Here is a 14,165-nt window from a genome sequence, read left to right as displayed (position 1 = left end):
AGCTCGCGTGGCTCAGCGACGAGGGCGAGCCGGTCCGTCTCCGACGGTAACCCTGCACCGGGGAGGTCACACCGCGAGGTCGATGATCACCACACGACCCACACCTCGCCGCCACGGCGGGTGCGGGAAGATCCTCTGGCCGGCCCGCACCGGGCACCCGACGTCACTCCGTCCTCAACCCGGGGTCACGGTCTGGGCCACCCCCGCGACGGGTTTGGTCCGGGACCGGCCGCTGCCGTCCTTGAGGACGACGTACTTGAGGTCGACGTGCGGCTCGAGGGCGCCGAACTTGTCGTTGGGGGCCCCGATCACCAGCTGGAACCCCAGCCCGCGCCATGCCCCGATCGCTCGGCCGGTGAACCGTGCGTCGGCCTTGATCAGCGCCTCGTCGAGGAAGACGGGGGCGTACCGGGGGCGCTCGGCTCCCGCGTCCCCGAGCTGGTAGCGCAGGGCCGCACCCACGATGAAGGCCACGAGCTCCTGGGACTCACCACCGGACTTCTCGCCGATGTGGTCGTAGAGCGCGACGTGCCGACCCTCGAGGTCCACCTTCTCGGCGCTCAGCCGCACGTGGCGGCGGACGTCGACGAGGTCGGCGTAGTCGGGGGCGGTGCGCCGGATCCGGTCGATCACCTTGGCCATCCGCAGGTAGCGCCGCTCGCGCTCGGCGTCGCTCGCCTCGGTCGAGAGCGCCTCGCGCAGGTCGCGCAGCTCCTTGCGGAAGCGAGCCACGACGGTGGACTGGGTGTCGCGTGCGTCGATCCGCAGCCGGTGCTCGTCGTCGGCGAAGGGCAGGTCGGCGAGGATCTCGTTGACCGGGCCGATCCGCTCCTTGATCTCGCGCACCGAGCGGCTCAGGGCGCTGTGCAGGTCCGTGAGGTCGTTCCCCGAGAGGCGCAGCAGGCTCCGCCGCCACTCGGCCTCGAGCTCGTGCAGGCCGCTGGTGCCCAGGTCCTCGAGGATGCGGGCGAAGTCCGGGTACGAGCCGTCCGGGTCGCTGCCCAGGTTCGGGTCGGGCCAGCGCTCGACGAAGGTCTCGAAGATCCGACGCAAGGACTCCCGCGCCGTGTCGATGCTGTGCCGGGCGCTGCGGCGATCGGCCATCAGGGTCTCGCCAGCCCGGGCCACGACGCCGTCGAAGGCCGTCAGGCCAGCGCCCGGGGCCACGCCGTCCTGGTCGGGAGCGGGCCGCCCCGCGCCGCTCAGCAGCCCGTCGAGGTAGGAGCGCTGCTCCGTCCCGACCCTCGTGCCAGCTTCCTGCGCCGCGTCGAGGGCGTGCTGGGCACCGTCCACCTCGTCCGAGGTGGCGGCCCACCTCTCCCCGAGGTCCGCGACCGCACCCTTGGTCCGGCCGAGCTCCTCGGTCAGGGCCCGCACCGAGGTCTCGAGCTCTGCGGCCCGCCGCTGCAGGCGGGTGACCTCCGGGTTGCCCGAGGTCACGTCCTCGACCACCTGCGCCCACCGGGACTGCTCCGCCTCGACCGACGCGACGTCGACCTGGTCCCAGGTGAGCTCGGTCAGGGCCCGGTGCGCGAGCAGCTGCTCGTCGTGGCCGTCGAGGCGGGCCGCGGCCTCGGTCACCGCCTCCTCCGCGAGGGCGAGCTCCCGCTGGGTCCGGGCGAGCTGTTCGTCCAGGAGAGCGAGCCGACGGCTGTTGGTGAAGCCCAGCAGGTTCGCCCGGCCCTGCCCGCCGTGCGCCCCGCGGGACCCCTCGGAGACCTGCCCGGCCCGCGTGAGGGCCTTGCTGTGCTGCGAGAGCTCACCCGGCGTGTCCACGCAGACGAAGGCGAACCGGGTGGCCAGCTCACCGCGGAGCCAGCCCGTGAACGGCCCGCCCCGGTAGTCGAGCCGGCCGGGCAGGGTCCTGGCGTCCAGCCCCACGTCGTCGTTCATGCCCGTGACGACGCCCTGGAAGCGGATGCGTCGGGCGGTGGGCACGGTGTCGATGGCCTTGCGGAACGCCTGCAGGTGCGTGGCGTCGATGAGCAGGAGGGTCGCGAACCCACCGAGGGCGAGGTTGAAGGCCTCGCGCCACGGCTCGTGCTCGGTGCGGACCTCGACGAGCTCGGCCACGAAGGGCAGGTCCTCGACGCCGAGCCCAGCGGCGGCGGCCAGCGCAGCCCGTGCGGCGTGCAGGTCCCCGGGGATGTTGTCCCGACGTCGCGCGACCGCGGTCCGCTCGGCCTGCAGCTCCCGCAGCTCGTCGGCCGCGCCCTTCTTCCGGGCCATCGCCTCGAAGAGTGCCTGACGCGCGGCGTCCTTGGCCTCGGCGTCCTGGAGCGCCCGTCGGGCGCGCGCCACCGTCTCGACCAGATCAGCCTCGGAGGCGACCTCGACCCCGAGCACGGCGAGCTGCTCGTCGAGGCGGGCCCGTGCGCGCCGGATCTCCTCGAGCCTCGCCCCGGCCGAGCTCAGCTCGCGCTGCGCCGTGGCGAGCCGGTCACCGCCCGAGGACCAGAGGGTCTCGCGCACCCCGTCGAGCTCGGCACGCGCGGCATCGATCCGTGCTGCGGTCTCGGCGGCGAGACGCTGCGCCTCGTGGTGCTCGCGCTGCAGGTCCTGCTCGACCGCGCGCAGCAGGCCGAGGCGGCTCTCGTGACGCCAGAGCGCCGCGGGCGAGGTCCCGTCGTCGAACGACCCGACGGCCTCGATCACGTCCAGCCGGTCCTGGGCCGCGTCGATCTCGGCACGGTGGTCCCGGATCGGCTCGAGGGCCTTGACCTGCTGCCGCGCGGTGACCATCTGGTCGCGGGTGCGGCTCAGGGTGTCGAACTGCTCGACCACCGCGTCGGCGGTCGCGAAGGTGTCGGGCTCCTCGAGGACCATGGCCTTGTAGAGGGCGTCGACCGTGGTGATCTGCTGCCCTGCCTGGATCCGACCGAGCAGGGCGACGGCCTTGGTGCCGTCGCTCGACGCACCGATGCCCAGGGTCGAGTGGAGGCGTGCGGTGAACTCGCGGTCGGTGTCGAAGCAGGTCAGGCCCACCTCGGCCAGGGCTGCGCGGCCCAGACGCCGGGTCGCGGGCCCCTCGAGCTCGCGCAGGTCGAAGGGCCCCGCACAGGTCGCACGCACTGCGACGACGTCCTCGAGGGACCGTGCGGCCGAGGGCACGTACCAGGCCCGGACCCCCGTCAGCAGGTTGCCCGACTGGTCCACCCAGGTCATCGCGATCGCCGACCAGGTGTCCCGGCCGTCCCCCCGCAGCACCCGCTGCTCGGTTCCGTCCTCGGTACGGGACTCGTCGATCTTGCCGCGGGCGTAGGACAGGATGTTGCGCTGGTCCTTGCCTCGTGGCCGCCCGACGACGCCGCCGTTGGACGCCCCGTTGAACGGCGTCGTGTGGGGCATGAGCAGAGCGATGTAGGCGTCCATCAGGGTGGACTTGCCCGAGCCCGACCCGCCCGAGAGCAGGGTGGCGGTCGGCGCCAGGCGCACCCGGTGGTGACCGTCGTAGCCGCCCCAGTTGACCAGCTGGAGGTCGCCGGCCACCCACTGCTGACCGGCCGAGGCCGCAGGGATCAGCCCGAAGAGCGTGTCGACCATCGTCATCGGGTGACCTCCTGCTCACGGAGCCAGCTGCGGAGCTCGACGAGCCGCTCGTTGCTCAGCACCACCTCGACCAACGGGGTCACGCGGTAGCGCCCCTCGGACTCCTCCTCGATCAACCCTTCCTTGGCGAGCCGGGTGACGGCGGCGCGGATCTCCCGCTGCCGGGTCGCGAGGTTGGTCTCGTCGGCGTCGAAGTAGGTCAGGGCTGTCTGCTCGATCTCCTCGGCGTCGACCCGCACCGAGGCCTCGCCGGCTCCCTGCTCACGCTGGAAGACGGTGCGCAGGTGGACCAGCACGAGGGTCTCGGCGCGCGAGTAGGGCTCGTCCCGCAGCAGCACCGGGACCTCGAGCTCGGCCGACCTGACCTGACGCTTGTAGGCGACCCCACGCTCGTGGTCCACGACGAGGTGGACGAAGAGGTCGTGCAGACGGGACTCGATGACCTGCTGGTTCTCGAGGAGGGTGCGCCACTGCGCGCGGTGGCGGTCCGCGAGGAGGAACCGACGCTGCAGCAGGCGGACGAGCACGAGCCGCACCTGGGGCTCGAGGGTGCCCGAGTCCCCCGCGAAGAGCTCGGCGGGGTCCTCCTCCATGGGGACGGGGGCGATGAACCCCTCGGTGGTGGTGTCAGTCATCCTCGTCCTTCGTCCGTGTCGTGACGCCGCCGAAGGCCAGCAGCCGACGGGTGCCGTCGGGTCGGATGGCCTCGACGAAGGCGACCTCGCCGGTCTCGACCATGCCTCGGTCGTGCGCGATCTCGAGCAGCCCGAGCAGGTCCACCGGTCGCCGGAGCCCGTCCGGTGCGGCGCTGAAGGCCGCCGCGAGGTCCACGTCCCCGTCGCCCTCGGCGAAGGCGGACAGGTGCTCGTCGAGGTCGGCGTAGTGCGGGCCTCCCCAGGCACGGGCCTCGTCCTGGGAGACCTCGGGGTCGGCATCCCACTCCCCCTCGGGCAACGGCGCGGGCGGCTGCGGCGGCCGCAGGTTCCCCGTGGTCTGACGCAGGTGGTCGACCTCCGCCACGGGCAGCCGCCGCACCGGGTCGACCAGCTGGCCGCGACGGGCGTCCGGCACCCACGCCTGCAGGCCGTTCATGACGTCGCGCAGGAGGTCGTCGACCTCCCGGTCCCGCAACGGGTCGTGGTTGCGGACCTGGGCGGTGATCACCGCGGAGGCCTCCCGCTGGGCGGTGAAGACCTGGTCGAGGCCGATCTCGATCTGGCGGCCGATCTCGCGCAGCTCGGCCTGCTGCGGGGAGGCGAGTCGGCGTGTGAAGCGGTGCCGGAGCACGGTGTCGAGCTGGGCCGAGAGCTCGTCGAGCCGCTGCGGGTCCCCGATCAGGCGCAGGGCCCCGGCGAAGGCACGGCCCTCGGTGGTCGACTCCATCACGTGCTCACCGCGCTCGAGGTACTCGCGCAGCACCTCGCCGGTCGGGCGCTCGTCGCGGCGCAGGGCGGTGACGACGTCGCGCTGCATCGCCTTGATCGACTCGGCGACCCGGGCGAAGTCGGCCGGCAGCTCGCGCACCAGGTGCAGCACGTTCTCGGCCTCCTCGAGCAGCTGCTCGTCGTCGACCTGCTCGACCTCGCCGGTCCGCTGGATCCGCTCGAGCTCCTCGCGCCGGCGGGCGATCTCGGCATCGAGCCGGGCCATGCGGACCAGGACGTCGGGGTCGGCGTCCTGCGCAAGACGCTCGACGGCCTCGAGCAGGGTGCGGACCCGGGACTGCGAGACCCGCGACCGTGCCCCACCGGCACGGCCGGCCACCTCGAGGGCCCCGACGGCGTGGGCCGAGAGGCGGTAGACCTCGACGTCACCGTCGAGGACCTGCCGGACCAGCCACCCGGCCTCGGCCCACTGCCGGCACAGCTCGCGGGCGGTGCCGGCGGGGAGGCTCTCCTCGTGGCCCGCGGCGCGGAGCTGGTCGAGGGCGTCGCCGATCTCGGTGTGCGCGTCCGCGACCTGGACCGTCGGGCGGTCGGCGGTGAAGAGCACCGACAGCAGGGACACCACCAGGGGGGCGTGCCGCTTGTGCAGGAGGTCCAGCATGGGGTTCTGGAAGGCCCGCAGGGCGCCCAGGTACGCCCCTTCGGCACGTGTCATCATCGCCGCACAGCGTAGGCGAGTCCGCGGCGACCCGATGCACGGCGCCAGAACGGGGCGCCGTCAGGCCGAGGGCACGACCGGGGTCCCGGCGTCGTCCACGAGGAGTCTCGACGAGCTCGAGGCCCACGCGATCGGTCAGGTCCGGCGCATCAGCAGGTCGTCCATGAGCGAGACCGGCTCGATGCTCGGCCCGGCGACGACGGACCCTGCGCTCGGCCCGCGCCGCACCCAGTCGAGGTGCCAGGCACGACGAAGGCCCCTGACCGGCGGGTCAGGGGCCTTCGCGTCGCTGTCTCAACGAGTGTCCGGAGGGGGACTTGAACCCCCACGCCCTATACGGGCACTAGCACCTCAAGCTAGCGCGTCTGCCATTCCGCCACCCGGACGAGTGGACCCGACGACCCCGGCGGGGGCCCTCGAGCGCGGCAGTAAAGATAGCACGGCGGCGCAGTCAGCAACGACGCGGCCCCTGAGGCAGACTGGCGCTGATCGCACCACCCGCTGGCCTCGAGGAGCATCGATGTCCGACCAGACCTCGTCGGTCGAGCAGGACAGGGCCAAGCCCTCCGTGCGGCACCTCGCCGGGGCGGGATCGGCCGCGAAGAAGGTCGCCGGCGCACGGCGCAACCCCTCAGCGGTGGGTTACGAGACCAGCAGCCCGCACTGGTTGCGCGTGATGGCCGGGTGGTCCTGGCGGATCCTCGTGGTGGTCGCGGCGATCGCCCTGGTCTTCTGGGCGACCTCGCGCGTGCTCCTGGTGTTCATCGCCGTCTTCGTGGCCCTCGTCTTCACCGCCGTGCTGCGGCCCCTGGTCAACGTCCTGGACCGGGTGATGCCGCGTGGCCTGGCCACGGCCCTGTCGATCATCCTGGCCTTCCTCAGCGTGGCTGGGATGCTCACGTACGTCGGCTTCTCGGTGGCCGGCCAGTGGGAGCGCCTCGGCGAGCAGTTCAACCAGGGGGTCGAGACGATCCTCGACCTGCTGGAGAGCAGCCCGCTGCAGCTCAGCATCACCAACGACGACGTCCAGGACTGGTTGGACACCGCGCAGGAGTGGATCGCGGAGAACTCCGAGATGCTCGCGAGCCAGGCCCTGTCGAGCGCAGGGTCGGTCGGGCTGGTCTTCATGGTGCTGGCGCTGGCGACCTTCTGCACGGTCTTCTTCCTGGCCCGCGGCCAGGACATGTGGGCCTGGTTCCTCAACCAGCTCCCGATGCGCATCCGCGAGACCTGGCACACGGGCGGGGAGGTCGCCTGGTACACGTTCTCGGGATACACGCGCGGCACGGTGATCATCGCGGCCGCAGACGGCGTGATGGCAGTGGTGGTGCTGCTGATCCTCGGCGTGCCCCTCGCCGCCCCGCTCGCGGTCCTCGTCTTCATCGGCGCGTTCATCCCGCTGATCGGTGCCCCCGCGGCGATGGTCATCGCGATGATCGTGGCCCTCGCGGCCAACGGTCCCGTCAACGCGATCATCGTGGGCCTGGCGATCGCGGCCATCGGGCAGATCGAGGGCCACCTGCTCCAGCCCCTGGTCATGGGCAAGCAGGTGTCCCTGCACCCGGTGGTCGTGGCCCTGTCCGTCACGGCGGGCACCCTGGTCGCGGGGATCCTCGGGGCGGTGATCGCCGTGCCGCTGGTCTCGGTCGCCTGGGCGGTGTTCAGCCGGCTGCGCACGATGGACCCACCCTCGGACTTCGAGGAGATCGACCAGGCCGTCGAGGAGGCTGAGGCCGAGACCGCCCCTGGCTGATCGGCTCGCGCTACTGGAAGTCCCGGGAGCGCGAGGGGATCTGCAAGGACAACGGGCTGAGGTGCTCGGCCAGGAGGTTCGTCGCGCCGTCGGCCCGTTCGAGCCTGCCCCGCACCACCAGGGCCGCCGAGCTGCGGGCGATCGTGCGAAATCTCCGCCAGAGCCCCGCGGTGCAGATGACGTTGAGCAGCCCGGTCTCGTCCTCGATGGACAGGAAGGTCACGCCCTGGGCGGTGCCGGGCCGCTGCCGGTGGGTCACGACCCCGGCGACGGCCACCCGCCGCCCCGGCTCGTGGAGCATCGCCTGCTCGACCCGTAGCACCCCCGCGGCGTCGAGCCCTTCGCGCACGTACTGCGTCGGGTAGGAGTCGACCGAGACCCCCGTGGCCCACACGTCCGCCATCGCGAGCTCGACCTCGCTCATCCCCGGCAGCGTCGGGGCCTGGACCCCGACGGCCACGCCGGGCAGGGTGTCCGGCCCTTCGAGGGCGAGGGCTCCGGCCGCCCAGAGCGCCTCACGACGCTCGACCCCGAGGCCACCGAGGGCCCCGGCGGTCGCGAGGGACTCGATCTGGGCCGTGCTCAGCCCGACCCGACGCACCATGTCACGCAGGTCCGCGAACCTTCCGCGCGCGGCGCGTTCAGCGACAAGAGCCTCGGCGAGCGTCTCACCGATCCCCCGGATGCTCGCCAGGCCGAGCCGGACCGCGAGCCCTTCCTCGACGTCGAGCTCGATCAGCCCCGGCCGCTGCCGCCCGGTCCGGCCGGGCCGGGCGCCCGGGTCGGCGAACCCGTCGCCACCGAGCCCGTCCACCGCGGCCCCCTCCACCACAGACAGGTCCCCGACGTGGTCGTCCACCACGGGCTGACCCCCAGCAGTCCCCACGCGTTCGAGCCCGGCCTGGACCCCTGAGGCCTGCACGCAGGGCCGCAGCACGGTGAGCCCGTGGCGTCGGGCGTCGGCCACGAGGGACTGCGGGGAGTAGAAGCCCATCGGCTGGGCCGCGAGCAGCCCCGCGTAGAAGGCCGCCGGGTGCCGTCGCTTGAGCCAGGAGCTCGCGTAGACCAGGTAGGCGAAGGAGTAGGCATGGGACTCGGGGAAGCCGAAGTCGGCGAAGGCCTTGAGCTTGTCGTAGACCTGCTCGCCGACCTCGGGGCCGATCCCGCGCTCGGCCATCCCGGACAGGAGCCGTGCGTGCAGGGCCTCCATGCGCTCGGCCGACCGTTTGGACCCCATCGCCCGGCGCAGCTGGTCGGCCTCGGCCCCGGTGAACCCTGCGACGTCGATGGCCATCTGCATGAGCTGCTCCTGGAACAGCGGCACCCCCTTGGTCTTGGCCAGGGACTTCTCGAGCAAGGGGTGCAGGTAGGTCACCTCCTCCCGCCCGCGGGCCCGGTTGATGTACGGGTGCACCGATCCGCCCTGGATGGGCCCGGGCCGGATCAGCGCGACCTCGATGACGATGTCGTAGAAGCACCGGGGCTGCAGCCGCGGCAGGGTGGCCATCTGCGCGCGGGACTCGACCTGGAACACCCCGACGGTGTCGGCGGCGCACAGCAGGTCGTAGACCCCGGGGTCCTCCTGGGGCAGGGTGTGCAGGCCCAGCTCGACCCCCTGGTGCTCGGCGACCAGGCCGAAGGCGATGCGCAGGGCGGAGAGCATGCCCAGGCCGAGCAGGTCGAACTTCACCAGACCGGCGTCGGCGCAGTCCTCCTTGTCCCACTGCAGCACCGTGCGGCCGGGCATCCGGGCCCACTCGACCGGGCACACCTCGATCACCGGCCGGTCGCACAGCACCATGCCCCCCGAGTGGATGCCCAGGTGTCGCGGGAGGCGCAGGAACCTGTCCGCGAGGTCGATGACGGCGTCCGGGATCTCGCCGAGCTCGCTGGCCGCGGGGGGACGGCGCGCCGGGACGACGTCGTGCCCGCCCTCGACCACGGTGCCGGCCGGAGGCAGGGCCGGTCGGGGTGCCGACGCGGCTGCGGCCGAGGCCCCTGGGCTGCCGGCCGGGAGCGGGCCGACGGGGGCTGATCGTTCGAGGGTCCACCAGGGGCTGGGACGCTCGGGCCCGCGCAGCGACCCCCAGCGTTCGATGCTCTTGCTCCAGGCGTCCTGCTGACCGACGTCATAACCGAGGGCCCGGGCCGCGTCCCGCACGGCCGAGCGCGGGCGGTAGGAGATGACGTTGGCGACCTGGGCCGCGTGCTCGCGGTCGAACCGCTCGTAGACGTGCTGGATGACCTCCTCGCGTCGGATCGACTCGATGTCCACGTCGATGTCGGGCGGCCCGTCCCGCTCGGGGGCCAGGAAGCGCTCGAAGAGCAACCCGTGGTGCACCGCGTCGACCGCCGTGACACCCAGGGCGTAGCAGACCGCCGAGTTCGCGGCCGAGCCCCTGCCCTGGGCGAGGATGCCGCGGTCCCGGCAGAAGGCCACCAGGTCGTGCACGATGAGGAAGTAGCCCGGGAAGCCCAGGGACTCGATGACCGCGAGCTCGTGGTCGAGCTGGGCCCAGGCCCCGGCGACCTTCTCGCTCCCCCGCGGCCCGTAGCGCTCGAGGGCACCGCGACGGACGAGCTCACGCAACCAGCTGGCCTCGTCGTGCCCCGGAGGCACCGGGTACGGGGGCAGCGCGGGGGCGACCAGGGCCAGGTCGAAGGCGCACTCGGCGGCGAGGGCCGCGGCGGTCGCGACGGCCTCGGGCCGACGGCGGTGCCGGTGGGCCATCTCTCGCGGCGAACGCAGGTGCAGTCCCCCGGCCCCGGGCAGCCAGCCGTCGACCTCGTCGAGGCTCGACCGCGCTCGGACGGCCGCGAGGGCCGCGGCGAGGTCGGCGTCGGCCGGGCGGGCGTAGTGCACGTTGCCGGTCGCCACGAGGGGCAGGCCAGCGGTCCGAGCGAGCTCGGCGAGGGCGTCGCACCGCTCGGAGTCGCGCGGGTCCCCCGTGTCGGTCACCTCGACCGCGACGTTCTCGGTCCCGAAGACGGCGGTCAGCCGGTCGAGCTCGGCGCCGGCCGCGGCGAGGTCGAGCCCTCCCCCGCCCCCCTCGAGGGCGTGACGCACCGCACCCTTGCGGCACCCCGTCAGCACGAGCCACTGCCCCTGGGCGGCGGCGCCGAGCTGGTCCAGGCGGTAGTCGGCGGCTCCCTTGCTGCCGGTCGCGAGGTGCGCCTCGGCCACGGCCCTGGACAGTGCCCGGTACCCCTCGGGGCCCCGGGCCAGGACCAGCAGGTGGGTGGCTCGGGGGTCGGGGACGCCGGTCGGCGGGTCGAGCACCCCGTCGGGCCCGGGCAGGTGCAGCTCGGCACCGAAGACCGTGGGCAGGCCCACGCTGCGGGCCGCCTGGGCGAACCGCACGACGCCGTACAGACCGTCGTGGTCGGTCAGCGCGAGGGCCGAGAGCCCCAGGCGGGCAGCCTCGGCGACGAGCTCCTCGGGCTGGCTCGCACCGTCGAGGAAGCTGAAGGCCGAGTGGGCGTGGAGCTCGGCGTAGGCGGGCTGCGCGCTGCGGGGACGCTCAGTCATAGTGGGCCTCGACCGACCAGACGCCGTCCCGCAGGGCCAGCAGCACGGCCTGGCCGTCCTCGGTGGTGACCTGCAGGTACACCTGACGCGAGGGTGCTGGTCCCCACCAGCGCTGGACCACGGGCCAAGGCCCTGCCCACCCGGTGACCCGGCCCTCGCGCCCGGGCTCGCCGGGCGACCCGGGCCACCGCACCGTGGCGGGTTCGGTGCTGATCTGGAGCCGGGCGTCGACCTGGACGCGCCGCCCGTCGCTGCCGCACAGCTGGACCGTCTGGGGCTCGAGGAGGACCGTGGCGGGGGCCGGCTCGGGGAGCCGTCCGGGCCACGGCGCAGCCACCGGACGGCTCGCGCGGACCTCCTCCCCCCAGGGCACGAGGTGCACCTGGTCATGCAGGTCCCGGCCCCCCTGCACCGCAGGGCTGAGGACGGCGTCGGCCCCCAGCAGACCCTGGACCCGGTGCAGGGCCCGGTGCGCGCGCAGGTCGTTGCCGCTCGCCTCACCCCAGAGCCGCCCCTGCTCGGCACCGACCGCGACGACCTCCTCGGCGCGCAGTCCCAGGCGGACCAGAGGGGCCGGGGCAGGGTCCTCAGCCGTGGCGGTGCCGTGGTCACCGCCTCGACCGGCGGCGCGGGGGCCGTGGGTGAGCCATCCCTCGAGCTGCCAGCGCACCCGGTCGGTCATCCGCGCGGCCGAGAGCCCGCCCAGGGCAGCGTCCGTGCGCCAGACCCGCACCAGCTCCTGCCCGTCCTCGGTCCGGGCCGTGATCTGCAGCCGCCCGCAGCCCGCGCCACGGGACACCAGCAGGGCGTGCAGCTGCTCAGCGAGGCGACGGGCGACGAAGGCCGTCCCCTCGACCCGCTCGACCGGCGGGTCGAGCTCCTCCTCGACCGCGACGTCGGGCTCGAGCCGACGCAGCGCCGTCGGACGGTCGTCCTTCCCCGAGGCCACGAGGTGCGCCCACTCGCCGCTGCTCCCGAAGCGGCTCAGCACGTCGCTGCGCGGCAGCCGCGAGAGGTCACCCAGGGTGCGTAGCCCGAGCCGCCGCAGCAGGTCGACGAGCTCGGTCACCTCGGTCAGGAGCGGCCCCTGGGTCGCGACGTGCACGAGCTCGGCGACCCCCAGGGGGGCGAGGAAGGGACGAGCCCGACCGGGCGGCACCACCAGGCCGGCGCGGGCGGCGAGCACCGCGGCACCCGTGCCGTCGGCGATCCCGACCTGGGCCTCGTGACCGGTCCTGGACGCGACCGCGCCGACGAGCTCCGCAGCCAGGTGCTGCTCGGAGCCGTGGAAGCGGCTCGCCCCGGCTGCGGGGAGCAGCAGCAGCCCGGGGCGAGCCACCTCGACCCCGGCGACCACGGTCTCCGCGGCGGCCGCCACGGGCTCGAAGAGGCGGACGTCCCGCCCGGGGTCGTGGTCGAGCAGGGCGAGCTCGGGGCAGCACTCCTGCGCCTGGCGCCGTCGCATCCCACGGCGCACGCCCTCGGCCCGCGCGAGGGCCGAGACGGCGGTGACCCGGCGACCGTCGTGCACCGCAGCGGGCCGGTGGACGGGGACCTCGGCGACGAGCATCGCGGCCAGGACGGGCCAGTCCGGCACCCACAGCGCAGCGATCCGCGTGGGCGTCTCCTCGGTGCTGCTCATCCGGCTCGCCGCCCCTCGCGGAGGGCCGTGCCCGTCGTCGACGACCCCGAGGGTGTCCCCAGAGCCAGTCCCGTCGAGGCCGGTGCGACGGCGTGGCGCCTCGCCGGCAGGAGGACCTCGGCGCGGTGCTCGCGGGCCGCCGTGCCGCGCCCACGTCGACGCACCACGAGCCGGCGGTCGCGCAACCTGCCGTCCCCCCGCCCCAGCCCCTCCCAGGCGGAGAGCTCGGCGGTCAGGACCACCTGCGCGCCGGGCCACTCGGTGGTGGGCAGCAGCACCGCACCACGCTCACGAGCGCGGGCGCTCAGACGCCGCCGGTCGGCCGGGGTCAGCGCCACCTGCGGCCCCAGGACGACCACGTCGACCCCGTCGAGCAGCGCGGCGACCACCGTCGGACCGTCCGGTCCCGGCGCAGGCACCAGGGCGACCCGGTCCAGGACGAGGCCCAGCTGGTGCGCCGCGAGGACCCCCACGCGGGGCAGCCCCACCACCGCGACCCACCCTCCGGCACGGGACGCCTCGACCAGGAGGGACAGGGCCAACGAGGTCGAGCCTGCGACCACCACGGTGCTGCCGCGCTCGAGCCCGGCACGGGGCAGCAGACCACCCAGGTGGGCAGGGACCGGGAGCACCAGCTCCCCCGCTGCCGGCTCCTCGGCAGCCCGCTCCTCGGCACCTCGCGCAGCAGACGACGGGACCTCGGCGTCGACCGGCTCGAGAGGGCGGACCGGACGTACCCACCGGCTCGCGCCGGTGCGCTCCTCAGCCTTCGCGAGGACCGCACGGGCACGGGCCGCCCGGTCCTCGTCGAGGGAGACCGAGGCCACGCTGACCGCACTCACCGCCCCTCCTCCCCGGCCGCACCGGCCACCTCACCAGCGCAACCCTTGGCGCACCGTTTCGAACACATGTTCGAGCATCTCAGTAGACGCTGACACCCGACCGGTGTCAATCCGCTGCGAGCACACGGGTGAGCGAGCCCACACCCGCCGGGATGCGCCCCCGCACGAGCCGTGGAGGATGGGTCGGACGACCACGACCCCGCGGAGGACCCATGGACCTGCACCGCCCCCTCGCCCCCGAGCCCTACGACCAGCTGCCCACCGTCCCCGGCTTCACGCTGACCAGCCAGGACGTGTCCGACGGCGCCCCGATGGCCGAGGCCCACAGCGCCGAGGGCGGCAGCACCTCACCCCAGCTCGCCTGGGAGGGCCTGCCCGAGGGCACCCGCAGCCTCGTCGTCTCGTGCTTCGACCCCGACGCCCCGACCCCCGCCGGCTTCTGGCACTGGACGGTCGCGAACCTCCCCGCGAGCACGACCTCGCTGCCGACCGGGGCAGGCTCCGCCGACGGGGCGCACCTGCCCGAGGGCGCGGTCCAGGTACGCAACGACGGCGGAGGGGCCGGCTTCACCGGAGCCGCCCCGCCGGAGGGTGACCGCGTGCACCGCTACGTCTTCGCGGTCCACGCCCTCGACGTCGACCGGCTCGACGTCGACGAGACCACGACGCCCACCAAGGTCGCCTTCCTGTCGCTGTTCCACACCCTGGCCCGTGCGACCCTGACGCCGACCTTCCAGCGGTGATGGG

At 73.9% G+C, this 14,165-nt stretch carries 8 protein-coding genes and 1 tRNA gene; 2 read left to right on the top strand and 7 right to left on the bottom strand.

The annotated features are described in order from the left end of the window. Window positions 1-174: 174 nt before the first annotated feature. From J4G33_RS00300 to J4G33_RS00285, 4 genes are all read right to left on the bottom strand, one after another. Window positions 175-3,549: an ATP-binding protein gene (locus J4G33_RS00300; RefSeq protein ID WP_208053912.1), complete on the bottom strand. Its 3,375-nt coding sequence runs from the start codon at window positions 3,547-3,549 to the stop codon at window positions 175-177. After that, window positions 3,546-4,184 carry a DUF4194 domain-containing protein gene (locus J4G33_RS00295; protein ID WP_208053911.1) on the bottom strand — a complete coding sequence of 213 codons (639 nt, stop codon included), beginning with the start codon at window positions 4,182-4,184 and terminating at the stop codon, window positions 3,546-3,548. Before J4G33_RS00295 ends, J4G33_RS00300 begins: the two co-directional genes overlap by 4 nt. Next, window positions 4,177-5,652, bottom strand: a complete 1,476-nt coding sequence (locus J4G33_RS00290) for a DUF3375 domain-containing protein (RefSeq protein ID WP_208053910.1) — start codon at window positions 5,650-5,652, stop codon at window positions 4,177-4,179. Before J4G33_RS00290 ends, J4G33_RS00295 begins: the two co-directional genes overlap by 8 nt. A 302-nt stretch (window positions 5,653-5,954) precedes the next feature. After that, window positions 5,955-6,038, bottom strand: a tRNA-Leu gene (locus J4G33_RS00285). Between the two features lie 134 nt (window positions 6,039-6,172). Between J4G33_RS00285 and J4G33_RS00280 the strand changes: the two genes are divergently transcribed. After that, complete coding sequence (locus tag J4G33_RS00280; RefSeq protein WP_208053909.1) at window positions 6,173-7,405, top strand: AI-2E family transporter; 1,233 nt, start codon at window positions 6,173-6,175, stop codon at window positions 7,403-7,405. A gap of 10 nt (window positions 7,406-7,415) precedes the next feature. Here the strand turns inward: J4G33_RS00280 and dnaE are convergent, their stop codons facing one another. From dnaE to imuA', 3 genes are read right to left on the bottom strand one after another with little or no spacing between them, the layout of a single operon-like run. After that, on the bottom strand, window positions 7,416-10,934 hold the full coding sequence (gene dnaE / locus J4G33_RS00275) for a DNA polymerase III subunit alpha (RefSeq protein WP_208053908.1): 3,519 nt from the start codon (window positions 10,932-10,934) through the stop codon (window positions 7,416-7,418). Continuing rightward, on the bottom strand, window positions 10,927-12,576 hold the full coding sequence (locus J4G33_RS00270) for a DNA polymerase Y family protein (protein ID WP_208053907.1): 1,650 nt from the start codon (window positions 12,574-12,576) through the stop codon (window positions 10,927-10,929). The genes dnaE and J4G33_RS00270 overlap by 8 nt, the downstream gene beginning before the upstream one ends. After that, on the bottom strand, window positions 12,573-13,418 hold the full coding sequence (imuA', locus tag J4G33_RS00265; RefSeq protein WP_208053906.1) for a DnaE2-dependent mutagenesis accessory factor ImuA': 846 nt from the start codon (window positions 13,416-13,418) through the stop codon (window positions 12,573-12,575). Before imuA' ends, J4G33_RS00270 begins: the two co-directional genes overlap by 4 nt. A gap of 212 nt (window positions 13,419-13,630) precedes the next feature. On the opposite strand from imuA', the gene J4G33_RS00260 reads away from it, so the two are divergent. Beyond that, complete coding sequence (locus J4G33_RS00260) at window positions 13,631-14,161, top strand: YbhB/YbcL family Raf kinase inhibitor-like protein (RefSeq protein ID WP_208053905.1); 531 nt, start codon at window positions 13,631-13,633, stop codon at window positions 14,159-14,161. Window positions 14,162-14,165 lie beyond the last annotated feature (4 nt).

It is taken from the genome of Actinotalea soli, from assembly GCF_017565425.1.
Taxonomy (GTDB): Bacteria; Actinomycetota; Actinomycetes; order Actinomycetales; family Cellulomonadaceae; genus Actinotalea; species Actinotalea soli.
This window is presented reverse-complemented; position numbering and strand designations above follow the sequence as displayed.